Here is a 26,402-nt window from a genome sequence, read left to right as displayed (position 1 = left end):
ACGAGGGCAACCAGCGCAGAGACGGACGCCGCACCACGCACGGGACCAGCCTCCGGGGGACACTCCGTTGAAGGCTGGACTTTGTCGCCGCCTTCCGCTAGATTAGGTCGTTGCGCTGGCTGCTATTTGCCCTCCCGTCCGTCCGTGACGGCTCACTCCCGGTTCCGCCGGGTGCTTTCCGAGCCCTCGATATCGCGGCGGACCTGGGTGGATACCCGTCGGCGGACCGCTCGCAGATACATCTGTGGTCACCGCCCGTGGTGATCACGTGAGGTGCTGGAAGGACCCATCTTGGCAGTCTCCCGCCAGACCACGTCAGTCTCCACCGTTCCCGGTGCGCCCCGGAGGGTTTCGTTCGCGAAACTCTCCGAGCCGTTGCCGGTCCCGGGGCTGCTCGACCTCCAGACGGAGTCGTTCGAGTGGTTCATCGGCTCGGAGGAGTGGCAAGAGAGGGCCGCCTCGCGCGGTACCACGAACCTCGAGGGAGGCCTGGAGTCCATCCTCAAGGAGATCTCCCCGATCGAGGACTTCTCCGGATCGATGTCGCTCTCGTTCTCGGAGCCCTACTTCGAAGAGGTCAAGGCGTCCCTCGAGGACTGCCGCGAAAAGGATCGCACCTACGAGGCGCCCCTGTTCGTCACGGCCGAGTTCGAGAACACCGAGACCGGTGAGATCAAGTCCCAGACGGTCTTCATGGGTGATTTCCCCATGATGACCGACAAGGGCACGTTCATCATCAACGGCACCGAGCGGGTCGTCGTCTCCCAGCTCGTCCGGTCGCCGGGCGTGTACTTCGATCGCTCGCGTGACAAGTCCACGGAGCGGGACGTCCACTCCGTCAAGGTCATCCCGTCGCGTGGCGCGTGGCTCGAGTTCGACGTCGACAAGCGCGACACCGTCGGCGTCCGCATCGACCGCAAGCGTCGCCAGTCGGTCACCGTCCTGCTCAAGGCCCTCGGGTGGACGACCACCGAGATCAAGGAGCGTTACGGCTTCTCCGAGATCATGATGTCCACGCTCGAGAAGGACACGGTCGAGGACACCGACCAGGCCCTGCTCGAGATCTACCGCAAGCTGCGCCCGGGCGAGCCGCCGACCCGCGAGTCCGCGGAGGCGCTCCTGGAGAACCTGTTCTTCAAGGAGAAGCGTTACGACCTGGCCCGCGTCGGTCGGTACAAGGTCAACCGCAAGCTCGGTCTGCCCGACCCCGAGGGTGACGCCACCACGACGCTCACCCGCGAGGACATCGCCGCCACCATCGAGTACCTCGTGCGCCTCCACGCGGGCGACGACTCGATGCAGGTGGCCGGTGGCCGCGAGGTGCCGGTCGAGGTCGACGACATCGACCACTTCGGCAACCGTCGTCTGCGTACCGTCGGTGAGCTCATCCAGAACCAGGTCCGCGTCGGCCTGTCCCGCATGGAGCGTGTCGTCCGCGAGCGCATGACCCACGCAGGACTCCGAGGCGATCACCCCGCAGTCGCTGATCAACATCCGGCCCATCACGGCGGCGCTCAAGGAGTTCTTCGGAACCTCCCAGATGTCGCAGTTCATGGACCAGAACAACCCGTTGTCGGGTCTGACCCATAAGCGTCGTCTGTCCGCGCTGGGCCCCGGTGGTCTGTCGCGTGAGCGCGCCGGGCTCGAGGTCCGCGACGTGCACGCCTCGCACTACGGCCGCATGTGCCCGATCGAGACCCCCGAGGGTCCGAACATCGGTCTGATCGGTTCGCTCTCGGTGTACGCGCGGGTCAACCCGTTCGGTTTCATCGAGACGCCGTACCGCCGCGTCTACGAGGGCGTCGTCACCGATCAGGTGGACTACCTCACGGCCGACGAGGAGGACCGCTACGTCGTGGCGCAGGCCAACTCGGAGATCGACGCCGACGGCCGCTTCGTCGAGGACCGCATCCTCGTGCGCAAGAAGCACGGTGACGTCGAGATGGTCGAGCCGGGCGATGTCGACTACATGGACGTCTCGCCGCGACAGATGGTCTCCGTGGCCACCGCGATGATCCCGTTCCTCGAGCATGATGACGCCAACCGTGCCCTGATGGGGGCGAACATGCAGCGGCAGTCCGTGCCGCTCGTGCGTTCCGAGGCGCCGCTCGTCGGCACCGGTATGGAGCTGCGCGCGGCCGTGGACGCCGGCGACGTGGTCGTCAACACCGCCCCGGGCATGGTGGAGGAGGTCTCGGCCGACTTCATCACCGTGATGGACGACGACGGCGGGCGTCAGACCTACCGCCTGTCGAAGTTCGCGCGCTCGAACCAGGGCACCTGCTCCAACCAGCGTCCGATCGTCGACGAGGGTGACCGCGTCGAGGTCGGGCAGGTCCTGGCCGACGGCCCCTGCACCGAGAACGGCGAGATGGCGCTGGGCAAGAACCTGCTCGTCGCGATCATGCCGTGGGAGGGCCACAACTACGAGGACGCGATCATCCTCTCGCAGCGCCTGGTGGAGGAGGACGTGCTCACGTCCATCCACATCGAGGAGCACGAGATCGACGCCCGCGACACCAAGCTGGGCGCCGAGGAGATCACGCGGGACATCCCCAACGTCTCCGATGAGGTCCTGGCGGACCTCGACGACCGCGGCATCGTGCGCATCGGCGCCGAGGTCCGTGACGGCGACGTCCTCGTCGGCAAGGTCACCCCGAAGGGTGAGACCGAGCTGACCCCGGAGGAGCGTCTGCTGCGCGCCATCTTCGGTGAGAAGGCGCGCGAGGTGCGCGACACCTCGCTCAAGGTGCCCCACGGTGAGTCCGGCAAGGTCATCGGCGTCCGCGTCTTCTCGCGGGACGACGACGACGACCTGCCCCCCGGCGTCAACGAGTTGGTGCGCGTGTACGTGGCGCAGAAGCGCAAGATCCAGGACGGCGACAAGCTCGCCGGTCGTCACGGCAACAAGGGCGTCATCGGCAAGATCCTCCCCGCCGAGGACATGCCGTTCATGCCCGACGGCACGCCGGTGGACATCATCCTGAACACGCACGGTGTCCCGCGTCGTATGAACATCGGTCAGATCATGGAGACCCACCTCGGCTGGCTGGCCAAGGCCGGCTGGGAGGTCCCGCGTGAGGCGGACGGCTCCCTGCCCGACTGGGCGACCAAGCTGCCGGAGGAGATCCACAGCGTCGAGGCCGGTACCAACACGGCCACGCCCGTCTTCGACGGCGCGGCGGACACGGAGATCACCGGTCTGCTCGGCTGCACCCTGCCGAACCGTGACGGCGAGCGCATGGTGCAGGCCGACGGCAAGGCGACCCTCTTCGACGGTCGCTCCGGCGAGCCGTTCCCGTACCCGGTGTCCGTGGGCTACATGTACATCCTCAAGTTGCACCACCTCGTGGATGACAAGATCCACGCGCGTTCGACCGGTCCGTACTCGATGATCACCCAGCAGCCGCTCGGCGGTAAGGCCCAGTTCGGTGGCCAGCGTTTCGGTGAGATGGAGTGCTGGGCGATGCAGGCCTACGGCGCCGCGTACACGCTGCAGGAGCTGCTGACCATCAAGTCCGACGACGTCGTGGGCCGTGTGAAGGTCTACGAGGCGATCGTCAAGGGCGAGAACATCCCGGAGCCGGGTATCCCGGAGTCCTTCAAGGTGCTTCTCAAGGAGCTGCAGTCGCTCTGCCTCAACGTGGAGGTGCTCTCCAGCGACGGCCAGGCCGTCTCCCTGGGTGAGGGCGACGACGACGATCTCGACCGCACCGCCGCGAACCTGGGGATCAACCTCTCGCGCGACGAGTCATCGGCGGCCGACGAGCTGGCCCAGTAGGCGGGAGGGCGGCCCACGCCGCCCGAACCCCGCACCCGACAGATTCGAGTTCCACCTCGGCGGGCCCCACACCGGCCCCACCCCGCGAGGGGCCCGCCATCATCCCACCCGGGAAAGGACGCCTACGTGCAGGACGTCAACTACTTCGACGAGCTGGTCATCAGCCTCGCGACGGCCGAGGACATCCGTAACTGGTCCTACGGCGAGGTCAAGAAGCCGGAGACCATCAATTACCGCACCCTCAAGCCGGAGAAGGAGGGCCTGTTCTGCGAGAAGATCTTCGGCCCCACCCGGGACTGGGAGTGCTACTGCGGCAAGTACAAGCGCGTGCGCTTCAAGGGCATCATCTGTGAGCGCTGTGGCGTCGAGGTGACCCGCGCCAAGGTCCGTCGCGAGCGCATGGGCCACATCGAGCTCGCCGCGCCCGTCACCCACATCTGGTACTTCAAGGGCGTCCCGTCGCGTCTGGGCTACCTGCTGGACCTGGCGCCCAAGGATCTCGACAAGATCATCTACTTCGCCGCCTACGTCATCACCGGCGTCGACACCGAGCTGCGTCACAACGAGCTGAGCACCCTCGAGGCCCAGGTCCTCGAGGAGCGCAAGATCATCGAGGACGAGCGCGACTCCGACATCGAGGCCCGCGCGCGGAAGCTCGAGGCCGATCTCGCCGAGCTCGAGGCCGAGGGGGCCAAGGCCGACCAGCGCCGCAAGGTCAAGGACGGCGGCGAGAAGGAGATGAAGAAGATCCGCGAGTCGGCCCAGCGCGAGCTGGACCGTCTCGACGAGATCTGGACCACCTTCACGAAGCTCGACGTCAACCAGATCATCGTGGACGAGGGCATCTACCGCGAGCTCGAGGACCGCTTCGGCGAGTACTTCGAGGGCGGCATGGGCGCCGAGGCGATCCAGGCGCTGCTGCTGAACTTCGACCTCTCCGCCGAGGCCGAGTCGCTGCGCGAGATCATCCGCAACGGCAAGGGTCAGAAGAAGATCCGCGCCCTGAAGCGGCTCAAGGTCGTCTCCGCGTTCCTGCAGTCGGGCAACCACCCGGCCGCGATGGTCCTCGGGGCCGTCCCGGTGATCCCGCCGGAGCTGCGTCCGATGGTCCAGCTCGACGGTGGCCGCTTCGCCACCTCGGACCTCAACGACCTCTACCGTCGTGTGATCAACCGCAACAACCGCCTCAAGCGTCTGATGGATCTCGGTGCCCCCGAGATCATCGTCAACAACGAGAAGCGGATGCTGCAGGAGTCCGTCGACGCGCTGTTCGACAACGGCCGTCGTGGCCGGCCCGTCACGGGCCCGGGCAACCGCCCGCTCAAGTCGCTCTCGGATCTGCTCAAGGGCAAGCAGGGCCGGTTCCGTCAGAACCTGCTCGGCAAGCGCGTCGACTACTCCGGTCGTTCCGTGATCGTCGTGGGCCCGCAGCTGCAGCTGCACCAGTGTGGTCTGCCCAAGCTGATGGCGCTCGAGCTGTTCAAGCCCTTCGTCATGAAGCGTCTGGTGGACCTCAACCACGCGCAGAACATCAAGTCCGCCAAGCGCATGGTCGAGCGTCAGCGCGACCAGGTGTGGGACGTGCTCGAAGAGGTCATCGCCGAACACCCGGTGATGCTCAACCGTGCGCCCACGCTGCACCGCCTCGGCATCCAGGCGTTCGAGCCGCAGCTCGTCGAGGGCAAGGCCATCCAGCTGCACCCGCTCGTGTGTGAGGCCTTCAACGCCGACTTCGACGGTGACCAGATGGCCGTGCACCTCCCGCTGTCCGCGGAGGCGCAGGCCGAGGCGCGCATCCTCATGCTCGCCTCGAACAACATCCTGTCGCCGGCGTCGGGTCGTCCGCTCGCCATGCCGCGTCTGGACATGGTGACCGGCCTGTACTACCTCACCCGTCTGGACGAGGGTGCGACCGGCTCGTACGTCCCGGCCTCCGAGGACACCCCCGCCGTGGGCGTGTACTCGACGCCGTCGGAGGCCATCATGGCCGTCGACCTCGGCGTGCTGGACATCCACGCCCCGATCCAGGTCCGACTGACGCACCAGCGTCCGCCGGCCGACGTCGAGGCCGAGCAGTTCCCCGAGGGCTGGACGCAGGGCCAGGAGTGGCTGACCGTGACCACCCTCGGTCGCGTGATGTTCAACGAACTGCTCCCGGCGGACTACCCGTTCGTCAACGAGCAGATGCCCAAGAAGCGTCAGGCCGTCATCATCAACGACCTGGCCGAGCGCTACCCGATGATCGTCGTGGCGCAGACGGTGGACAAGCTCAAGGACACCGGTTTCTACTGGGCCACCCGCTCGGGTGTCACCATCGCCATGTCTGACGTGCTGGTCCCGCCGGCCAAGAAGGAGATCCTCGCCTCGTACGACGCGAAGGCCGCGCGCCTGGAGTCGCAGTACGACCTCGGCAAGATCACCGACGAGGAGCGCAAGTCGGACCTGGTGAAGCTCTGGCAGGAGGCCACCGACGAGATCGGTCAGGCCATGGAGGAGAACTATCCGGACTCCAACCCGATCCCGACGATCGTGAAGTCGGGCGCGGCGGGCAACATGACCCAGATCCGCTCGCTCGCGGGCATGAAGGGTCTGGTGACGCGTCCGAACGGCGAGTTCATCCCGCAGCCGATCAAGTCCTCGTTCCGCGAGGGCCTGACCGTGCTCGAGTACTTCATGAACACGCACGGCGCCCGTAAGGGTCTGGCCGACACCGCCCTGCGTACCGCCGACTCGGGTTACCTCACCCGTCGTCTCGTCGACGTCTCGCAGGACGTCATCGTGCGCGAGACCGACTGTGGGACGTCGAAGGGTGTCGAGACGACCATCGCCCGCCCGGTGATGGACGTCCACGGCAGCCCGACCGGGTCCCTCGAGCGCGACGAGCACGTCGAGACCTCGACGTTCGCCCGGACGCTCGCGGAGGATGCGCTCGACGCCGACGGCAACGTGATCGTCGCCGCGGGCACCGACCTCGGTGACCCGAACATCGAGGCGCTGATCGTCGCCGGCATCGAGAAGGTCAAGGTCCGGTCGGTCCTCACCTGCACCACCGGTACCGGCGTCTGTGCGACCTGTTACGGCCGCTCGATGGCCACCGGTCTCCTGGTGGATATCGGCGAGGCCGTCGGCATCGTCGCCGCCCAGTCGATCGGTGAGCCGGGCACCCAGCTGACGATGCGTACCTTCCACCAGGGTGGCGTCGGTGACGACATCACCGGCGGTCTCCCGCGCGTGCAGGAGCTCTTCGAGGCCCGCGTGCCCAAGGGCAAGGCGCCGATCGCCGAGGAGGCGGGCCGGATCCGTCTCGAGGAGGAGGAGCGCTTCTACACGATCACGATCGTGCCGGACAACGGTGCGGACGAGATCGTCTACGAGAAGCTGTCGAAGCGCCAGGGCCTGGCCCATATCGAGCTGGAGGACGGCTCCTCCCGCCCGATCGCGGACGGCGATCACCTCGAGCGCGGGCAGGCCCTCCTCGAGGGCCCGGCCGATCCGCACGAGGTGCTGGCCATCCTCGGCCCCAACGGTGTCCAGAAGTTCCTCGTCGACGAGGTGCAGAAGGTCTACCGTGCGCAGGGTGTGTCGATCCACGACAAGCACCTCGAGGTCATCGTCCGTCAGATGATGCGTCGAGTCGCGATCAACGACTCGAACAGCACCGAGTTCCTGCCCGGTGCGCTCGTGGAGCGTGCCGAGCTCACGGCGGAGAACCGCCGCGTGCTCACCGAGGGCGGCTCGCCGGCCTCGGCGCGTCCGGTCCTCATGGGCATCACCAAGGCCTCGCTGGCCACGGACTCGTGGCTCTCGGCTGCCTCCTTCCAGGAGACCACCCGCGTGCTCACCGACGCCGCCATCAACAAGCGGTCGGACAAGCTCGTGGGCCTCAAGGAGAACGTCATCATCGGTAAGCTCATCCCGGCGGGTACCGGTATCAACCGCTACCGGAACTCGACGGTCGAGCCCACCGAGGAGGCCCGCGCCGCCGCGTACTCCATCCCGGACTACGGCGATGGTTTCTACGGTCCCGAGGACGGGTTCGGGGACGCCACCGGCGCCTCGGTCCGCCTGGACGACCTGGGCTACTGAGCAGGCCCCACGGCGACGAACCGACCGTGGAGTGACACCGACACCGGACCCCCGAGCGCCTCTCGCGCCGGGGGTCCGGTGCGTTCGTCCGGCCGTGTGTGGGACCGGGGCGAACGTGTTCTAGACTTTCCCGATGTGCCCGTCGCGGCCCGCGACACTCGCCGACGGCGGGCCGACGACCATGAAGGAGGCGATCGAGAAGTGCGGATCGCGCTGCTCTCGTACCGGAGCAAGCCACACGGCGGGGGCCAGGGCGTCTACGTCCGTCACCTCAGCCGCGAGTTGGCAGCACTCGGACACACGGTCGAGGTGTTCTCCGGTCAGCCCTACCCGGAACTCGACCCGGGCCCCACGCTCACCGAGGTCCCGAGTCTGGACCTGTACAACGACGCGAACCCGTTCCGCACGCCGCACCCGCGGGAGATCCGCGACCTCATCGACGTTCTCGAGGTGGTCACCATGTGGACCGCCGGGTTCCCGGAGCCGCGGACGTTCAGCATGCGGGCCGCGCGCACACTCCGGGAACGTCTAAACGACTTCGACGTGGTGCACGACAACCAGTGCCTGGGATCCGGCCTGCTGGACCTGGAGAAGGCGGGTTTCCCCGTCGTGGCCACGGTGCACCACCCCATCACGCGGGATCGCGCGCTGGCCATGAAGGAGGCCCCGCTGCGCAAGAAGATCACCACGTGGCGCTGGTTCGGGTTCCTGGGCATGCAGATGCGGGTCTCCCGCAAGCTGCAGGAGATCATCACGGTCTCCAGCAACTCCGCCGACGACATCGCCACCGACTTCGGCGTGGACCCGGACCGCATCGTCACCATCCCGCTGGGCGTGGACACCGACCGGTTCCACCATCGTCGCGTGCGCGAGCCCGGCCGCCTGGTCTGCGTGGCCAGTGCCGATCAGCCGCTCAAGGGGGTGCCGGTCCTGTTGCGCGCGCTGGCCAGGGTCCGCGAGGAGCACCCGGGCGTGCGTCTGACGCTGGTGTCCAAGCTCAAGCGCAAGGGCGAGGCCGCCAGGCTGCTCGACAAGCTGGGCCTGCGGGACGCGGTGGACCTGGTGTCCGGGGTCGACGACGACGAGCTCGCCGATCTCGTCGGGTCGGCCGAGATCGCGGTCGTGCCGAGTATGTACGAGGGATTCTCCCTGCCGGCGGTGGAGGCCATGTCCAGCGGCTGCGCACTCGTCGCGACGCGTGCCGGCGCGCTGCCGGAGGTCGTCGGCACGGACGACTCGGCGGCCCGCCTGGTCGAGCCGGGCGACGTCGACGCGTTGGCCCGTGAGATCAGCGCGCTGCTGTCCGACCCGGCCGAGCGGCAACGCCTCTCGCAGGGCGGCCGTGCCCGGGTCATGGAGCGCTACAGCTGGGCCGCCGTCGCCCGCCGGACCGTCGAGGTCTACGAGGCGGCGATCGCCCGGGTCCGCGGCGACGCGCTGCCGGACCTGACGGCCGGGCCGGTCCTCGGGCCGGATCAGACAGAGATCGACGAGCACGTCACCGACGACGTGCCCGAGGTGCTCCCGGAGTCCGGTGAGTACACCATCCGTGAGCAGGAGGACGCCGCATGCTGACCGCTGATTTCGACCGTCTCGGGGTCACCCCCGGTATGCGAGCCATCGACGTGGGGGCCGGCCTCGGTCGTCACACCTTCGAGCTCTACCGGCGTGGCGCGGACGTCACGGCGTTCGACCAGAACGCCGACGAGATGCAGCAGGTCTCCGACATGCTCGCCGCCATGGAGGCCGAGGGCGAGGGGCTGCCCTCCTCGAAGGGGGAGGCCGTCACCGGGGACGCGCTCAACATGCCGTACGAGGACGCGACCTTCGATCTGGTGCTCATCTCCGAGGTGCTCGAGCACGTCCCGGAGGACACCAAGGCCATCGCCGAACTCGTGCGGATCCTCAAGCCGGGCGGCGTCGCCGCGGTGACCGTGCCGCGTGAGTGGCCGGAGAAGCTCTGCTGGAAGCTGTCCGACGCCTACCACTCCAACCCGGGTGGGCACTGCCGGATCTACACCGCCGAGGAGTTGGGGTTCAAGCTCCGCGCGGCGGGGCTGGAGGTCACCGGCACCGGGTTCGCCCACGCGCTGCACGCCCCGTACTGGTGGCTCAAGTGCGCGGTGGGCACGGAGAACGACGACCACCCGTTGCCGAAGGCGTACCACAAGCTGCTCGTCTGGGACCTGATGAAGGGGCCCTGGGTCACCCGGACCGCCGAGAAGGTGCTCAACCCGGTGATGGGCAAGTCCATCGTGTTCTACCTGCGTAAGCCCGTGGAGGCCTGATCGTCCGTGCAGACGCCCAACACCGGAGTCACCAGCCATCGTCCGGTCCCCACCGTGCCCGGGGTCCTCGACGCCGACGCGGTCCGCGCCACCGGCGAGTGGCTCGCGTCCGTCCAGAAGCCCAGCGGTGAGATCCCGTGGTTCACCGGCGGTCACACCGACCCCTGGGATCACGTCGAGTCGGCGATGGGCCTGTCCGTCGCGGGCCAGTGGGAGGCCGCCGAGAGGGCGTACGGGTTCCTCCGGGACACCCAGCGGGGCGACGGGTCGTGGCCGATGAAGTGGCAGGACGACCACGTCGCCGACGGCGACGTCGACTCCAACTTCTGCGCGTACGTCGCGGTGGGCGTGTGGCACCACCACCTGGTGAGCGGCAGGCCCGGTTTCCTCGAGTCGATGTGGCCGACGGTGCGCCGGGCACTCGACCTGGTGTTGACGTTCCAGGGGCCCGAGGGGCAGATGTGGTGGGGCGCCGGTCCCGAGGGCTTCTGCGAGGAGGCGCTGGTCACCGGCTCGTCCAGCATCCACCACGCGCTGCGCTGCGGCGTCGCGATCGCCGAGGAGCTCGGCGGGAGCGCGCCGGACTGGGACGCCGCCCCCGACCGGTTGGGCCATGCGCTGCGCGCCCACCCCGAGCTCTTCACGCCCAAGGACGAGTTCTCCATGGACTGGTACTACCCGGTCCTGGCCGGCGTGATGGTGGGGGAGCAGGCGCAGGCGCGGCTCGACTCCCGGTGGGACGACTTCGTGGTGGACGGACTGGGCATCCGCTGCGTCGACCACCGGCCGTGGGTCACCGGGGCCGAGACGTGCGAGCTGGTGCTCGCCCTGGAGGCGGCCGGGCGACACGATCAGGCGCTCGCGCAGTTCACCAACATGCAGCACCTGCGGGACACCGACGGTTCCTACTGGACCGGACTCGTCTTCGCCGACGGCAAGCGGTGGCCGGTCGAGCTGAGTACCTGGACAGCGGCCGTCATGCTGCTGGCGGCGGACGCCCTCTCGCGCACCACCCCGGGCAACGAGATCTTCCGCTACGTCTCGCACCACACCATGCAGCGTCTGCAGTCCCAGCCGGGCGATCCGGCCGAGTGCGTGGCGGGCGAGGTCTGCCCACCCGCCGCCGTCGTGCGCTAGTCTGTGGCGACACCGCCGCTGGACACCTGTCTGATCAGGTGTCAGGCGGTGGGTCGACGCAGCGCACGAGGGAGAACGCATGGAATTCGGACTGACCCTGTTCACCAGTGACCGGGGCATCCGGCCGACCACGGCCGCCGTGGCCGCCGAACGCGCCGGGTTCTCCGCGTTCTACGTTCCCGAGCACACGCACATCCCGGTGCGGCGCGAGGCCGCGCACCCGGGTACCGGCGGCGCCGAGCTCCCCGACGAGCGGTACAGCCGCACCCTGGACCCGTGGGTCGCCCTCGGCGCCGCCGCGGCTGTCACGTCGACCATCCGTCTCGGGACCGCCGTGTCCATCCCGGTGGAGAGCGACCCCCTCACGCTGGCCAAGACCATCGCCTCGGTCGACCACCTCTCCGACGGGCGCACCGTGCTCGGCGTGGGGTACGGCTGGAATCTGGACGAGATGGCCGACCACAACGTGCCGCCGCAGCGTCGGCGCACCATGCTCCGCGAGTACCTCGAGGCCATGCGGGAGCTGTGGACGCACGACGAGGCCGAGTACCACGGAGAGTTCGTCGACTTCGGTCCCAGCTGGGCCTGGCCCAAGACCGCCCGCACGCCCGGCCCGCTCACCCTCGTGGGAGCGGCCGGCACCGAGAAGAACCTCAAGTGGATCTGCCGCAGCGCCGACGGCTGGATGACCACCCCGATCTCCCAGGACATCGCCGGCAGCGTACGGACCCTGCGGGAACTGTGGGCCGAGGCCGGCCGGGAGGGCGAGCCCTACATCGTCGTCCTCGACGGGAAACCGGATCACGAGAAGATCGACGCCTACCGCGAGCTCGGCGTCCACGAACTCGTCTACGGCACCCCGGACCGGACCGAGGACGAGGTCCTGGCCTACATCGACCGCCTCGCCGGCAAACTCGGCCTCGACGCCCTGGTCTGACGCGGGCGGGGCCACCGGGAGCGCCCCGCCGGGGTCATGCAGGCGGGCTCCCGTGATCGGAGCAGCCGGGCTCCCGGGAGCGCCCCACCGGGACTCCGCACGCCGGTACCGTCAGGGTATGGACACCAGCGCGCCCGCCGCCCCCGTCGTCGTCGTCACCGGAGCCGGGGGCGGCCTCGGGGCCGCCACCACCGCGCTCTACGCCTCCCGGGGCTGGCACGTCGTGGCCGTCGACCTCCAGGCGCCGCCCGGCGGTGACCGAATCACGCCCCTCGCCGCCGACGTCACCGACTCCGCCTCGCTCACCGCCCTGGCCGACCGGGTCCGACGCGAGCACGGCCGCCTCGACGCGCTCGTCACGTTCGCGGGCGTCCTCGGGATCGGGCCGCTGGCCGAGACCGATCCGGACCGGGTGCAGCAGGTCCTGGACGTCAACGTCATGGGCACCGTGCGCACCGTCCACGCCCTGTGGGACCTCCTCCGGGAGACCCGCGGGAGGGTAGTGCTCATCAGCTCCGAGACCGGCCCGCAGCACGGCATGCCGATGAACGGCGCCTACGCCATGAGCAAGCACGCGATCGAGGCCTACGGTGACGCGCTGCGGCGCGAGCTGATGTTCCTCGGCCTGGACGTCGTGCTCGTCCAACCGGGTCCGTTCCGCACCGGGATGACCGCCTCGATCCGGCGGCGCTTCCAGGAATCGACCGCCCCCGGTTCGCCGTTCGCCGCGATGGCCGCGGTGATGGGGGAGATGGCCGCCGGCGAGGACGACAAGGCCACCGACCCGTCCGTCCTCGCCGAGGCGGTGTGGACCGCCGGTACCACCGCGCGCCCCCGCCGCCGCTACGCCGTGCGATGGGACCTCGGCCGACGTCTCCTCGACCACCTGCCGGTGGCGGTCGTGGACAAGGCGCTCGTCCTGGCGCTGGGCGGGAAGATCAACGCCAAGAAGCTGGAGCTGCGCCGCGAGGCCGTCGACGCCCGCGCCGAGATGAGCGAGGTCGTCGAATGAGCAACCTCGACCCCGACCCGCCCGAGATCGAGTGCGAGGCCGGCGGTGCGCCGGGCGGGCCCCGTTCGGCAGAAGCGCAGCCCGGCGGGGCCGTCGTGGAGATCATCACCTCTCGCGAGGTGCCCCTGGGCGGGCCGCGGGCGATGACGGTCCGCCGGACGCTGCCGCAGCGCCAGCGCTCGCTCATCGGCGCCTTCTGCTTTGTCGACCACTACGGACCCGATGACGTCTCGGCCACCGGCGGCATGGACGTGCCCTCGCACCCGCACACCGGCCTGCAGACCGTGAGCTGGCTCTTCGAGGGCAGCGTCACCCATCACGACTCCGGGGACAACCATGCGGTGGTGCGCCCGGGGGAGGTCAACCTCATGACCTCCGGCGCCGGCATCTGCCACACCGAGGTCTCGACCCAGGACACCACCGTCCTGCACGGCGTGCAGCTGTGGACCGTGCTACCCGAGGAACACCGCGAGAGCAGCGGCCGCAGGTTCGATCACCACGTGCCCGACCCCGTCGGATTCGCCGGCGGATCGGCGCGGGTCTTCATGGGGTCCCTGCTGGGCTCGTCGTCGTCGGTCACCACCTACACCCCCCTCGTCGCCGCGGAGCTCCGGCTCGACCCCGGCGCCGAACTGCGACTGGACGTCGACCCGGCCTTCGAGCACGGGCTGCTCGTCGACTCCGGTGATCTGACCCTCGAGGGCGTCGACGTGGAGGTCAGCCACCTCGCGTACACCGGCGTCGGCGAGACCACCCTGACGATCCGCAACACCGGCACCACCGCCGGACGGGCGGTCCTCATCGGTGGCACCCCGTTCGAGGAGGACATCATCATGTGGTGGAACTTCATCGGCCGAACCCACGACGAGATCGCGGGCTACCGCGAGCAGTGGGAGGCCGGATCGGAGCGCTTCGGACGCGTGGACGGGTACATCGGCCACGACCCGCGGGGGCTGCCCCGGCTCCCCGCGCCCACCCTGCCCACCACCACCATCAAACCGCGGGTCAACCCGGACCCGCGCGCGCAGTCGACCCCGATGTGAGAGGACACCGCAGATGACCGAGTACACCGACAAGACCGGCGCGACCGTGACCGTGGACCGAGCCGAGTCCACCGAGGCGTTCGAGGTCCGGGACGCCTCCGGCGAGGTCGCCGGCCACGCCGACTTCCGCGACCACGCCGGCGAGCGCGTCTTCCACCACACCGTGGTCGACGAGCAGTTCGGTGGCCGGGGCATCGGCACCGCCCTCGTGCGCGGCGCGGTGGAGGCCACGCGCGAGGAGGGGGTCACCATCGTGCCGGTGTGTTCGATGGTGGAGGGTTTCCTCGGCAAGAACGCGGACGAGTTCGCCGGCGCGTACCGGGAGGCCACGGACGCCGACCGGGCGCGATTCGGCGGGGAGGACGGCTGACATGGGGGTCCCGCAGTTGGACCGCGCCCAGCGGGAGGTCTACAAGCGGTTCGTCCGCACCGCCGTCGCCTCGCGGGAGGCCTCCGGCGAGGCCGGGCTGGAGGAGTCGCTGCTCGAACTGGTCAACGTGCGCGTCTCGCAGCTCAACGGCTGCGCGGCCTGCCTGGCCACCCACGTGCCGGCGGCCCGCAAGGCCGGGGTCTCCCAGGACCGGCTCGACCTGCTGCCCGCGTGGCGGGAGATCGATGCGTTCGGTGACCCGGAGAGGGCGGCACTACGACTGGCCGAGACGCTGACCCGGCTGGACGACGCCGAGGAACGCGCCGCCGCGACCGCAGCCGCCGCCGACCACTTCTCCGACGAGCAGCTCTCGGCGCTCGAGTGGACGATCGTGCTGATCAACGCCTTCAACCGGGTGTCGATCGCCAGCCACCACCAGCCGAGGATCGAGGACTGACCCGGCCCGGCCGCGGTGCGGGGGTGCGCGGTCAGCTGGTGGCGACCGGGCGGTCAGCGGGTGGCGACCGGCACCATCGCCGCCCGGTCGGAGCGGACGATCTCCTTGCCGAACGGGAAGCACGTGACCGGGATGAGCTTGAGATTGGCCCACGCCAGGGGCAGGCCGATGATCGTCACCGCCTGCGCGACGGCGGTGGCGACGTGGCCGATCGCCAGCCACAGTCCGGCCACCAGGAACCAGATGACGTTGGCGACCGTGCTCACCCCGCCGGGACGGCCCCGGTCGACGACCTCCCGGCCGAACGGCCACAGCACGTAGGCGGCGATCCGGAAACTCGCGACCCCGAACGGGATCGTGATGATGAGGATGCAGGCGAGGATCCCGGCCAGCACATAGCCGAGGAACAGCCAGATGCCCGCGGTCAGCAGCCAGATGATGTTGAGGACGAGGGTCAACACTGCACGCATGGTGCCCACCCTATGCCGGAAGCGGAAGTGGCATCGCAGGGCTACGGTGGGCGGTGTGAGCGATAAGCCGAACGTGCAGACCCTCGGCGAGCTGCGCGCCGCCGGATACACCAGCCGCACCCTCCGGGAGGAGCTGCGCGAGAACCTGCTCGCGGCCCTGGCCGCCGGACGCGATCCGTGGCCCGGCATGCACGGCTTCGACACGACGGTGATCCCACAGGTCGAGCGGGCGATCATCGCCGGCCACGACATCGTCCTGCTCGGAGAACGCGGGCAGGGCAAGACCCGTCTGCTGCGCACGCTCGTCGGGTTGCTGGACGAGTGGTCGCCCGTCGTGGCCGGGTCCGAGCTGGGCGAGGACCCGCTCGCGCCGATCACCGAACCCACGCGCGAGCGGATCGCCCGTGAGGGGGATGCGCTGCCCGTACAGTGGCGCCACCGTGACGAGCGCTATGTGGAGAAGCTGTCCACCCCGGACACCTCCGTCGCCGACATGATCGGCGACGTCGATCCCATGAGGGTGGCCGAGGGCCGCCGACTGGGTGACCCGGAGACCATCCACTACGGGTTGGTGCCGCGCGCGAACCGCGGGATCGTGGCGCTCAACGAACTGCCCGACCTGGCCGAGAGGATCCAGGTGGCGTTGCTCAACGTCATGGAGGAGCGGGACGTCCAGATCCGCGGCTACGTCCTGCGTCTGCCGCTGGACGTGCTGGTGGTGGCCTCGGCCAACCCGGAGGACTACACCAACCGCGGACGGATCATCACCCCGCTCAAGGACCGGTTCGGCGCCGAGATCCGCACCCACTACCCGCTCGACCTGGCCGACGAGATCGAGGTCGTGCGGCAGGAAGCCGAGCTGACCGCCGAGGTGCCGGATCCGCTGATGGAACTGCTCGCCCGGTTCACGCGCGAGCTGCGCACCTCCGACTCGATCAACCAGGCCTCCGGCGTCTCCGCCCGCTTCGCCATCGCCGGCGCGGAGACCGTCGCGGCGGCGGCCCGACGGCGGGCGGCCGTGCGGGGTGCCGACGACCCGGGTGAGTCCGTGGCACGGCTCGTCGACGTGGACGCCGCCGTCGAGGTCCTGCGCGGCAAGATCGAGTTCGAGCCCGGCGAGGAGGGGCGCGAGACCGAGATCCTGCGGTACCTGCTGCGCATCGCCACGGTGGACGTCGTCCGCGGACTGTTCCGGGGGATCGACATGACCCCGCTGGTCGACGCGTTCGACGGGTCGGTGACCCTCACGACCGGCGCGAGCGTCACCGCCGCCGAATTCCTCGCCGCCCTGCCCGAGCTGTCCGAACCGGGGCTCTACGACGAGATCGCCGACAGGGTCGGGGCGTCCAACGTCGGCCAGCGGGCCGGCGGGATCGAACTGGCGCTGGAGGGGCTCTACCTCTCACGGCGTCTGTCCAAGGAGACCGGGGACGGCGCCGCCGTCTACGGCTGACACCATCGGCGGCTGCCGAGCGCCGCCGGAGCAGGAGGTGCGCGATGTCGCGACCAGAGCCCCGCGCCCGCTACGGGCGATACATCGGCGGGCCGGACCCGCTCGCGCCCCCGCTCGACCTGTCCGAGGCGCTCGACGCGGTCTCCGAGGGCGTCATGGCCGGGTACTCCCCGGAGCAGTCCATGCGGGAGTTCCTCCGCACCGGCGGCCGCGACCAGACGGGCCTCGACGAGCTGGCCGGACGCATCCAGCGTCGACGTCGCGAACTGCTGCAGCGGAACCACCTGGGCGGCACCCTCGAGGAGGTCTCCCGGCTGCTCGACGAGGCGCTGCTCGCCGAGCGGGGACAGCTCGCCCGCGACACCGCCATGGATCCCATGGACCGCACCCTGCGGGAGATGACCATCGAGAACCTGCCCGACTCGCCGGCCGCCGCGGTCGGGGAACTCAAGGACTACGACTGGGCCTCGTCCGACGCCCGCGAGGCGTACCGCCGCATCCAGGACCTCATGGGCGCCGAGGCGCTCGACGCCCGATTCGCCGGGATGAAACAGGCGCTGGAGAACGCGACCGACGCCGACCGGGCGGCGGTGTCGGAGATGCTGTCGGACCTGACCGAACTGCTCGACAAGCACGCCCGCGGAGAGGACACCCCCGAGGACTTCCGTGAGTTCATGGACAAGCACTCCGACGCGTTCCCGGAGCAGCCGAAGGACGTCGAGGAGCTGATCGACACCCTCGCCGAGCGTGCGGCCGCGGCCCAGCGGATGATGCGCTCGATGACCCCGGAGCAGCGGGAGGAGCTCATGGCCCTGTCGCAGCAGGCGTTCGGTTCGCCCGAGTTGATGGAGCAGCTGGGCCGGTTGGACGGGCTGCTGCAGTCCCTGCGTCCGGGCGAGGACTGGGACGGCTCGGAGGACTTCGAGGGCTCCGAGGGGCTGGGGATGTCCGAGGGGACCGCGGCCATGGCCGAACTCGGGGACCTCGACCGGCTGGCCGAACAGCTCTCCCGGAGCGACAGGTCCCCGCTGTCCGAACTCGACCTGGAGGCGGTGGCCCGCCATCTCGGTCGCGAGGCGGCGGTGTCCGTGCAGACGCTGTCGCGGCTCGAGCAGCAGATGCGCGAGTCCGGCTACCTCAGTCGCCGACCGGACGGGGACCTCCGACTCTCCCCGGCCGCGCTGCGCAAACTCGGGAGGTCACTGCTCCGCGACGCCGCACAGCGGTTGTCCGGCCGGACCGGTGCGCGCGAGACCAGGCTGTCGGGGGCCGCGGGGGAGCAGACGGGGTCGAGCCGGGCCTGGGAGTTCGGTGACGTCGAGTCCTGGGACGTGCCCAGGACCGTGGGCAATGCGATCTCCCGGATCGCCGCGGAGGGGGGCGAGACGGGTGCGGGGATCCGGCTCCTGCCCGAGGACATCGAGGTCAGGGAGACCGAAGCGCGAACCCAGGCCGCAGTGGCGCTGCTGGTGGACACGTCGTTCTCCATGGCCATGGAGGGGCGGTGGGTCCCGATGAAGCGTACGGCCCTGGCCCTCCACCACCTGGTGAGCACCCGTTTCCGGCAGGACCGGCTGCAGCTCATCTCGTTCGGCCGCTTCGCCCAGACCCGGACCGTGGAGGACCTGCTCTCCCTGGACGCGCAGTACGAGGCCGGCACGAACCTGCATCATGCGCTCCTGCTCGCCGGGCGGTACTTCCGTGAGCACCCGACGATGCAGCCGGTGTTGCTCATCGTCACCGACGGCGAACCCACCGCTCACCTGCTCAGCGGCGGGGAGCCGTGGTTCGCCTACCCGCCGGACCCCGACACCATCCGGATCACTGTCGACGAGTTGGACCGGGTCGCCCGCACCGGGGCTCAGACGACCTTCTTCCGGCTGGGCGACGACCCGGGTCTGTCCCGGTTCCTCGACGCGCTGGCCCGGAGGGTCGACGGCACGGTGGTGGCGCCGGACGTCGACGACCTGGGCGCGGCCGTGGTCGGGCGGTTCTTGCACTCACGGCGCGGTCGGCCCTCGCCCGGCGACCCGTGGAGCGCCGGCGGCCGCTGGGCGGTGTGACCCACCCCGCCGCTGCCCCGACCGCCAGACTCGGGCACCCCGCAACCGCGAGATCCGCTACTCCGAATCCGGATCCGCTACTCGTATCGGGGGAGCGGATCCGGATTCCGGGTAGCGGATGCGGGGCGGTTGGGGGCTCAGGGCATCGGCGCGCCGACCTCGCCGGAGTCGCGGCGCAGCACGCGCAGCGAGTCCACGGCCCGGACCTCGGTGAACTGGCCCGACTCGAGCGCGCGGCAGTAGATCTCGTACGGGGGACGGCCACCGTCCTCCGGGTTCGGGAACACGTCGTGGATGAGCAGCGCCCCGCCGATCTCCACCCACGGGGCCCAGCCCTCGTAGTCGGCCTGCGCCGCCTCGGAGGAGTGGCCTCCGTCGATGAAGACGAACGACGCGGGCCTGCCCCAGACGCGTGCAACCTGGGTCGACGTGCCCACCGCGGCGGTCACCACGTCGTCGAGCCGGGCGTCCCACATGGTGTGGCGGAACGCGCCGAGTGTCTCCAGGCGGCCGGTGTGCGCGTCCACCAGCGAGGTGTCGTGGTACTCCCAGCCGGGCTGGTGCTCCTCGGAACCGCGGTGGTGGTCCACGGTGACGATGCTGCCGCCGGTCACGCGGGCGGCCGCGCCGAGGAACACGGTGGAGCGGCCGCAGTAGGTGCCGATCTCCACGCCCACACCGTCGCCCAGGAACTCGCAGGCGATGTCGTACAAGGTGATGCCCTCCTCCAGCGGCATGAAGCCGGGGGCGGCGAGCGCTACGGCGAGCAGCGCGGGTTCGATCTCGGGTGCGGTCATGGGTTTCAACCTAGCGCCCGCCCCTCAGCCCTCGGCGCGGCGGGCGGCCTTGCGGGCACGCGCCACGTGCGGGCCCACCACGTTGCCGAGTTTGGTCCCGTTGGGCCAACCCGCGTAGTAGCAGAGGAACACCACGATCTCCTCCAGTTCCTCGGGCGTCAGCTCGTCGTTGCCGAGCGCCGCCCCCACCTGGATGTCCGCGATGTCGGTGTTGCCCTGGGCCGTCAGCGCCCCCAGGAGCAGCAACCGGCGATCGCGGTGACTCAGGCCCGGGCGGGACCAGATCCTGCCGAACAGGTGGTCCGCGGTCTCGGCGAAGTAATCACCCGGCCCGTCGGACATCTCGAAGCCGTACACCTCGGTCATCATGGCCAGACCGTGCTCGCGCTCCGGGCTCATCCCGGCGTCCGCGGCGTCGCTCATCGGTTCTCCTCGTCGTCGTCGTCGTGGTCGTCGTCGTGGTCTCGTCCGGTCCCGCCCGCATCGCCGGACACACCGCCCGCCGCACGGACGTCCGCGCAGCGGGCGAGCTCACCCGGCCCGACACCGAACCCGGTGCCCAGGTCGCGCAGCGCGATGGTGCCCAGGGGCAGGTCCACACCCAGCCGGTCGGCCAGTCCCAGGGCGAGGGACAGGTCCTTCTCGCCCAGGCCACGGACGTGGGTGAACACGCCGTGCCAGAAGTCGTCGGCCGCGATCGGCGCGGTGGTGTCCCGCAGCATCACGGCCCCGGCGCCGCCGGTGATGGCGTCGGTGTGGCGGACCACCCGGCCCAGCTTGGTGATGTCGATGCCCGCGGCCTCGGCCAGCCGGGAGGCCTCGGCGGTGGCGGTGAACGAGATGAAGTGCAGGAGGTTGCGGGCCAGTTTCATCCGCGTGCCCGCACCCACTTCCCCGGCGTGCACGGGCATGCCCGCCCACAGCGCGAACACCGGCTTGCACGCCTCGTAGACCTCGCGCGGCGCACCGACCATCACGGCGAGCTGACCCGATTCCGCCCCCTGCGCGCCACCCGACACCGGCGCGTCCACCAGGTGGACCCCGGCGGCCGCACACACCTCGGCCAGCTCAACAGCCGTCGAGTCGGCGATGGTGGAGTGGACCGCGATCACGGTCCCCGGTGCGGCGGTGCGCAGGATCCCCTCGGGTCCGTCGACGACGTCACGCACCTGGGCGTCGTCCAGCACCGTCACCGACACCAGGCGCGCCGTGCGGGCGACCTCGGCGCCGGTGGCGGCGGCGGTGGCGCCCTCGACGACGAACGGCTCGGTCGTCTCCGGGCGCACGTCGCACACCACGAGCCCGCCCGGCCAGGCCAGGAGGCGCTTCGCGATCGGCGCACCCATGTTGCCCAGGCCGATGAACCCGACCGGGGCGGGGGAGTCGCCGGGACCGCCGGGGCCGATCCCGGGTGCGGGGTCCTGTTCGGGGGCCGGGGCCGGGTCGCTCGTGATCGGATGTCCGCTCATGACCGGATGATCTGTCCGCCGTCGACGTTGAAGATCTGCCCGGTGATCCACGACGCCTCGTCCGACAGCAGGAACAGCAGCATCCCCACCAGGTCCTCCGGCTGACCCATGCGCTTGATGGGCAGCTTGTCGACCATCTCCTTGACGATCGACTGCGGGGTCGAGGAGCGGTTGGCCTCGGTGTCGATCGGCCCGGGAGCGATGGCGTTGATGCGGATGTTCGAGCCGCCCAGCTCGGTGGCGAGTTGCTGGGTGAGGCCGTTGACGCCGACCTTGGCCAGGCCGTAGAAGCCCGAGTACAGCCACGCCGCGGTGGAGGACTGGTTGACGATCGCGCCACCGCCGGCGGCGGCCATCTTCTCCCAGCAGGCGCGGACCATGAGCAGCTGACCGTTGAGGTTCACCGACATGAACTTCTCGTAGTAGTCCCACGGCACGGTGATGAGGAAGTCGAGCTTCATGCCGCCGAAGATCGCGGCGTTGTTGACCAGGATGTCCAGGCGGCCGAACTCCTCGACTGCGGCCTCGGCGCAGGCGTTGGCCGAGTCGGGGTCGGAGACGTCCGTGTGCCGGAAGACCGCCCGGCCGCCCGCGGCGACGATGTCCGCGGCGACGCGCTCCCCGTTCTCGGTCGACACGTCGGCGACCACCACGTTCGCGCCCTCGGCCGCGAGGGCCTTGGCGTACTCCTCGCCGATGCCGCCGGCGGCTCCGGTCACGATGGCGGTCCTACCGTCGAAACGTCCCATGTCGTGTGTCTCTTCCTGTCGGCGTGGTGATGCTGGATGGGGTGGTGCTGGTGAGTGGTGTGGGGCCAGGTGCCGGGCCAGTGGTGCCGGGTGCCCGGGCTCTCCGGTGCTGTCCGGGGCCTCAGGCCGGGGTGGCGACGGACTTGATCTCGAGGTACTCCTCGAAGCCCTCGCGGCCCATCTCGCGGCCGATGCCCGACTGCTTGTACCCGCCGAACGGCACGTCGGCGCCGTACCACTGGCCGCCGTTGACGCCGAGGGTGCCGGTGCGGATGCCGGCCACGACCTTCTCGATCCGCTCGGGGTCGGTGCCCCACACGGCTCCGGACAGTCCGTAGGGGGAGTCGTTGGCGATCCGGATCGCATCGGAATCGCCATCGTGGGGGATGACCACCAGGACGGGGCCGAAGATCTCCTCCTGTGCCACCCGCGCCGAGTTGTCGAGACCGGAGATGAGGGTCGGCTCCACCCAGAACCCGCGCTCCATGCCCTCGCCGGTGGGGCGGCCGCCACCGATCTCGATGGTGCCGCCTTCCTGGCGCGCCAGGGCGATGTAACCCTCGATGCGCTCGCGCTGGACGGCGGAGATGACCGGGCCGCAGAAGGCACCCGGGTCGTTGGGGTCCTTCGGGGCGAACGCCGCCATGGCGCCCTTGGCCGCCTCGACCGCCTCGTCGTACCTCTCGCGGGGCACGACGAGGCGGGTGGTCAGTGCGCAGCCCTGTCCGGCGTGCGTACACGCGTTGAGGGCCGTCATGAAGCACGCCGAGTTCAGGTCGGCGTCGTCCAGCACAACGGCGGCGGACTTGCCGCCGAGCTCGAGGAAGACCTTCTTCAGCGTCTCGGCGGCGGCGGCCATGATCTTCTTGCCGGTCGCGGTGGATCCGGTGAAGGAGACCAGGTCGACGCGCGGGTCGGTGGTCAGCTGTTCGCCGAGGCCGTGGTCGGACGACGAGACCACGTTGAGTACGCCGGCGGGGATGTCCGTCTCCTCGGCGGCGATCCGGGCCACGGCCGCGGCGATGAGCGGGGTGTCGGGGGCGGGCTTGAGCACCACGGTGCAGCCGGCGGCCAGCGCGGGGCCGATCTTGGCGAAGTTGATCTGGTTGGGGAAGTTCCACGGGGTGATGGCGCCGACCACGCCGACCGCCTCGCGCCGGGTCGAGCGGTTGGAGCGCACGCCCATGATCTCGGACTCCCCGAGCTCGGTGACCCACTCGTAGGCCTCCACCAGGTCGGCGAGCCAGCCCAGGTCCGCGACGGGCCCCTCCAGCTGGGGGCCGGTCGTGAACATGTGGGGCGCGCCGACCTCGGCGATGGTCAGTGCCCGCAGCTCCTCGATGTGTCCCTGAAGTGCATCGCGGAGCTGGCGCAGGCACCGCGCACGGAACGCGTGGTCCCAGGACCAGTCGGTGGTGTCGAACGCGGTGCGCGCGGCGGCGATGGCCGCGTCCATGTCCTCGCGCCCGGCGTCGGCGGCCCGGCCGATGACCTCCTCGGTGGCCGGGTTGAGGACGTCGAACGTGGCGCCCCCGGTCGCGGGTCGCAGCTCACCGCCGATCAGCAGGGGGGCGGTGTCGGTGATGCTCGTCGTCACTTCGGAGCCTTCCGTCGCGGTGGATCGATCCAGAATGGGTGGACAGCTGTCTAGACGATAGTCCGGACGGTGGTGTACTGTCCAGACACATGTCCAGTGATCTTCGGTTCGAATCGACGCGGCGCAGGCTCAACGGCCAGCAGGCCGAGACCGTCGACCGCCTGACCAGCGCGGCGGTCGAGGTGCTGCGGGAGAAGGGTCCCGGGGGCCTGGCCGTCCGTGCCGTGGCCGCCAGGGCCGGCGTCGCACCGGCGACCGCCTACACGTACTTCTCCTCCAAGGGCCACCTCATCGCGGAGGTGTTCTGGCGCCGTCTGGACGACCACGTGACCGAGGCCGCCGACGGTGGCTCCACCGCAGACCGGGTGGTCGCCGTGTTGCGCGACGTCGCGCTCCTCCTCGCCGACGAACCGGAACTGTCGTCGGCCGTCACCGCCGCCCTGTTGGGCGACGACCCCGAGGTCTCCCACCTGCGGGTCCGGATCGGTGCCGACATCCGGCGTCGCCTCGTGGCGGCGTTGGGGGACCGGAACGACGACGAGGTGGTCCAGGCGCTGGAGATGGTCTACGCCGGGGCACTCGTCCGGGCGGGCATGGGCTACGGCTCCTACTCGGACATGGCAGACGCGATCGAATCCGCAGCACGACTGATCCTGAGGTGACCCCTGAGATGACCACCGCGACGCCCGCTCCGCTCGTGTTCAGCCCGTACGACTACGCGGTGCACGAGGATCCCTACCCGTTCTACGCCCGTCTCCGCGCCGAGGCGCCCGTCTACCACAACCCGGACCTCGACTTCTGGGCGCTGAGCAGGCACGCGGACGTCCGCGAGGCGTTCCGCGCGCCGGACGTGTTCTCCAACGCCATGGGGGTCTCGCTGGACCCCGCCGCGTACGGGCCGCACGCCTACAAGACGATGTCCTTCCTCGCGATGGACGATCCCCGCCACGCCCGCCTGCGCAAACTGGTGAGCAAGGGGTTCACCTCCAGGCGCGTGGACGCCCTGTCCGACGGGATCTCGAGGATCTCGCGGCAGTACTGGGACGAGTGCCTGGCACGGTCCCGAGACGGGGAGACCATCGACTTCGTCGACGACTACGCGGGCAAGCTGCCCATGGACGTCATCTCGGATCTCATGGGCGTACCGGAGGTCGACCGGGCCGAACTGCGTCGGCTGGCCGACCTCGTCATGCACCGCGAGGAGGGCGTGCAGGACGTGCCGGAGGACTCCATGGTGGCCGCGCTCGACCTCATCACCTACTACCAGGGGATGGTCGCCGAGCGTCGTACCGCCCGGACCGAGGACCTCACCTCCGCACTGCTCGATGCCGAGATCGACGGCGAGAAGCTGGACGACGACGAGATCCTGTCCTTCCTGTTCCTCATGGTGGTGGCCGGCAACGAGACCACGACCAAGCTTCTGGCCAACGCCCTGTTCTGGGGCCACGAGTACCCCGGCCAGTCGCGGGCCGTGCTCGACGATCCCGCCCTGGCGCCGGCCTGGGTTGAGGAGACGCTGCGCTTCGACACCTCGAGTCAGATGGTCCTGCGTACCACCACCGAGCCCGCCACGGTCCAGGGTGTCACCATCCCCGCCGACCAGAAGGTCCTGTTGCTCATCGGGTCCGCGAACCGCGACGAGGAGGTCTTCGACCGCGGCGACGCCTTCGATCTCGCGCGGGACACCACGGCGAGCCTGAGTTTCGGTCAGGGACCCCACTTCTGTCTGGGGGCGCACCTCGCCCGGCTCGAGGGCCGCATCGCGCTGGACATGATCGCCCGCACGATCACCGGCTACGAACTGCTCCCCGGGGCCGAGCGCGTCCACTCCTCCAACGTCCGCGGCTTCGCCCATCTGCCCATGCGGGTCGAGGTGGCGCGCTGATGAGCCTGCGGTTCCCGTCCCACCCGGACGCCTCCGAACGTCCAGCCCTGGTCACCGGCGCCTCCTCGGGCATCGGCCGCGCGAGTGCCGAGTCCCTCGCGGCACTCGGGCACCCGGTCGTCGTGGGCGCGCGCCGCGCGGATCGGCTCGACGACCTGGTGCGCACCATCCGCGAGGCCGGGGGCGAGGCCACGGCCCGGGAGGTCGACGTCACCGACGCCGACTCCGTCGCCGGGTTCGTCGCCGCGGCTGCCGATGCGTACGGCCCCGCAGAGGTGCTGGTCTCCAGCGCGGGGAGCCTGAAGATGGCGCGGGTCTGGGAGATGGACCCGGACGACTTCGCCGCCCAAATCGACATCCACCTGCTCGCCGTCCACCGCCTGCTGCACGCGGTACTGCCCGGCATGATCGACCGCCGCCGCGGGGACGTCGTGCTCATCGGCTCCGACGTGGCCTACACGGCCCGGCCGCGCTCCGGCGCGTACGTGGCGGCCAAGGCCGGACTGGAGACCATGGCCAAGCAGGCCCGCCGGGAGCTCGAGGGCACCGGGGTGCGGCTCGGCGTGGTCCGGCCCGGTCCGGTGATGACCGAGATGGGCACGGACTTCGACCAGGACACGGCCGAGGCCGTCATCAACGAATGGGTGAGGCACGGATTCGGTCGTCATCCCCGGATGTGCAAACCCGCCGACCTCGCGCGCGGGGTCACCGCCATGGTGTCCATGCCCCGCGGCGCCCAGATCACCGAGCTGGAGATCCAGCCGGAGGCCCCCATCGAGGAGGACTACTCGTGACCAGCATCGACAGT

20 protein-coding genes and 1 pseudogene are annotated in these 26,402 nt (G+C 70.0%); 15 read left to right on the top strand and 6 right to left on the bottom strand.

What is annotated here, in order from left to right; genetic code table 11:
- The first annotated feature begins 273 nt into the window (after positions 1–273).
- The 10 genes and pseudogenes from rpoB to OVA21_RS11165 all read left to right on the top strand — a co-directional run bounded on the left by rpoB (position 274) and on the right by OVA21_RS11165 (position 15,111).
- Positions 274–3,781: pseudogene (gene rpoB, locus OVA21_RS11210) on the top strand (DNA-directed RNA polymerase subunit beta).
- A gap of 126 nt (positions 3,782–3,907) precedes the next feature.
- On the top strand, positions 3,908–7,867 hold the full coding sequence (locus tag OVA21_RS11205) for a DNA-directed RNA polymerase subunit beta' (RefSeq protein ID WP_268092426.1): 3,960 nt from the start codon (positions 3,908–3,910) through the stop codon (positions 7,865–7,867).
- Between the two features lie 201 nt (positions 7,868–8,068).
- Complete coding sequence (locus OVA21_RS11200; protein WP_206475028.1) at positions 8,069–9,442, top strand: glycosyltransferase family 4 protein; 1,374 nt, start codon at positions 8,069–8,071, stop codon at positions 9,440–9,442.
- The gene (locus OVA21_RS11195; protein WP_206474854.1) at positions 9,436–10,155 is read left to right on the top strand and encodes a class I SAM-dependent methyltransferase; all 720 of its coding nucleotides are present in this window, start codon (positions 9,436–9,438) and stop codon (positions 10,153–10,155) included. Before OVA21_RS11200 ends, OVA21_RS11195 begins: the two co-directional genes overlap by 7 nt.
- 6 nt (positions 10,156–10,161) lie before the next feature.
- On the top strand, positions 10,162–11,292 hold the full coding sequence (locus OVA21_RS11190; RefSeq protein WP_268092425.1) for a prenyltransferase: 1,131 nt from the start codon (positions 10,162–10,164) through the stop codon (positions 11,290–11,292).
- A gap of 79 nt (positions 11,293–11,371) precedes the next feature.
- Positions 11,372–12,229 (top strand): LLM class F420-dependent oxidoreductase, encoded by an 858-nt coding sequence (locus tag OVA21_RS11185; protein ID WP_067716785.1) that lies wholly within the window; start codon positions 11,372–11,374, stop codon positions 12,227–12,229.
- A 118-nt stretch (positions 12,230–12,347) separates the two neighbouring features.
- Positions 12,348–13,241 (top strand): SDR family NAD(P)-dependent oxidoreductase, encoded by an 894-nt coding sequence (locus OVA21_RS11180; protein ID WP_067716782.1) that lies wholly within the window; start codon positions 12,348–12,350, stop codon positions 13,239–13,241.
- A complete protein-coding gene (locus OVA21_RS11175) occupies positions 13,238–14,284 on the top strand; it encodes a pirin family protein (RefSeq protein ID WP_268092424.1) in 1,047 nt (348 codons plus the stop codon). Before OVA21_RS11180 ends, OVA21_RS11175 begins: the two co-directional genes overlap by 4 nt.
- Positions 14,285–14,297: 13 nt before the next feature.
- Positions 14,298–14,654 carry a GNAT family N-acetyltransferase gene (locus tag OVA21_RS11170; RefSeq protein ID WP_268092423.1) on the top strand — a complete coding sequence of 119 codons (357 nt, stop codon included), beginning with the start codon at positions 14,298–14,300 and terminating at the stop codon, positions 14,652–14,654.
- Position 14,655: 1 nt separating this feature from the next.
- A complete protein-coding gene (locus tag OVA21_RS11165; protein ID WP_268092422.1) occupies positions 14,656–15,111 on the top strand; it encodes a carboxymuconolactone decarboxylase family protein in 456 nt (151 codons plus the stop codon).
- A gap of 53 nt (positions 15,112–15,164) precedes the next feature.
- On the opposite strand, the gene OVA21_RS11160 is transcribed toward OVA21_RS11165, so the two are convergent.
- Positions 15,165–15,581, bottom strand: coding sequence for a YccF domain-containing protein (locus tag OVA21_RS11160; protein WP_069389572.1), 417 nt, complete (start codon positions 15,579–15,581; stop codon positions 15,165–15,167).
- Between the two features lie 46 nt (positions 15,582–15,627).
- Here OVA21_RS11160 and OVA21_RS11155 point away from each other — a divergent pair, with 46 nt between their 5' ends.
- Both OVA21_RS11155 and OVA21_RS11150 read left to right on the top strand, forming a co-directional pair.
- Complete coding sequence (locus tag OVA21_RS11155) at positions 15,628–17,034, top strand: sigma 54-interacting transcriptional regulator (RefSeq protein ID WP_216824146.1); 1,407 nt, start codon at positions 15,628–15,630, stop codon at positions 17,032–17,034.
- A 44-nt stretch (positions 17,035–17,078) separates the two neighbouring features.
- On the top strand, positions 17,079–19,097 hold the full coding sequence (locus tag OVA21_RS11150; protein WP_268092421.1) for a vWA domain-containing protein: 2,019 nt from the start codon (positions 17,079–17,081) through the stop codon (positions 19,095–19,097).
- 137 nt (positions 19,098–19,234) lie between these two features.
- On the opposite strand, the gene OVA21_RS11145 is transcribed toward OVA21_RS11150, so the two are convergent.
- The 5 genes from OVA21_RS11145 to OVA21_RS11125 all read right to left on the bottom strand — a co-directional run bounded on the left by OVA21_RS11145 (position 19,235) and on the right by OVA21_RS11125 (position 23,709).
- Entirely contained in the window at positions 19,235–19,894 is a 660-nt protein-coding gene (locus OVA21_RS11145; protein WP_096907044.1) for a class I SAM-dependent methyltransferase, read from the bottom strand.
- Between the two features lie 24 nt (positions 19,895–19,918).
- Positions 19,919–20,317 (bottom strand): carboxymuconolactone decarboxylase family protein, encoded by a 399-nt coding sequence (locus OVA21_RS11140; RefSeq protein WP_253702067.1) that lies wholly within the window; start codon positions 20,315–20,317, stop codon positions 19,919–19,921.
- Positions 20,314–21,363, bottom strand: a complete 1,050-nt coding sequence (locus OVA21_RS11135; protein WP_096907045.1) for an NAD(P)-dependent oxidoreductase — start codon at positions 21,361–21,363, stop codon at positions 20,314–20,316. Before OVA21_RS11135 ends, OVA21_RS11140 begins: the two co-directional genes overlap by 4 nt.
- Positions 21,360–22,112 carry an SDR family oxidoreductase gene (locus OVA21_RS11130; RefSeq protein ID WP_096907046.1) on the bottom strand — a complete coding sequence of 251 codons (753 nt, stop codon included), beginning with the start codon at positions 22,110–22,112 and terminating at the stop codon, positions 21,360–21,362. The genes OVA21_RS11135 and OVA21_RS11130 overlap by 4 nt, the downstream gene beginning before the upstream one ends.
- Positions 22,113–22,233: 121 nt before the next feature.
- Positions 22,234–23,709 carry an aldehyde dehydrogenase gene (locus tag OVA21_RS11125; protein WP_096907047.1) on the bottom strand — a complete coding sequence of 492 codons (1,476 nt, stop codon included), beginning with the start codon at positions 23,707–23,709 and terminating at the stop codon, positions 22,234–22,236.
- Positions 23,710–23,798: 89 nt separating this feature from the next.
- Between OVA21_RS11125 and OVA21_RS11120 the strand changes: the two genes are divergently transcribed.
- From OVA21_RS11120 to OVA21_RS11110, 3 genes are read left to right on the top strand one after another with little or no spacing between them, the layout of a single operon-like run.
- Positions 23,799–24,371, top strand: a complete 573-nt coding sequence (locus OVA21_RS11120; protein WP_096907048.1) for a TetR/AcrR family transcriptional regulator — start codon at positions 23,799–23,801, stop codon at positions 24,369–24,371.
- Between the two features lie 8 nt (positions 24,372–24,379).
- Positions 24,380–25,594 (top strand): cytochrome P450, encoded by a 1,215-nt coding sequence (locus tag OVA21_RS11115; RefSeq protein ID WP_096907049.1) that lies wholly within the window; start codon positions 24,380–24,382, stop codon positions 25,592–25,594.
- Positions 25,594–26,388 (top strand): SDR family oxidoreductase, encoded by a 795-nt coding sequence (locus OVA21_RS11110; protein WP_096907050.1) that lies wholly within the window; start codon positions 25,594–25,596, stop codon positions 26,386–26,388. Before OVA21_RS11115 ends, OVA21_RS11110 begins: the two co-directional genes overlap by 1 nt.
- The last annotated feature ends 14 nt before the right edge of the window (positions 26,389–26,402 follow it).

Origin of the sequence: Dietzia sp. SL131 (genome assembly GCF_026672565.1) — a bacterium.
Lineage (GTDB): Bacteria > Actinomycetota > Actinomycetes > Mycobacteriales > Mycobacteriaceae > Dietzia > Dietzia kunjamensis.
This window is presented reverse-complemented; position numbering and strand designations above follow the sequence as displayed.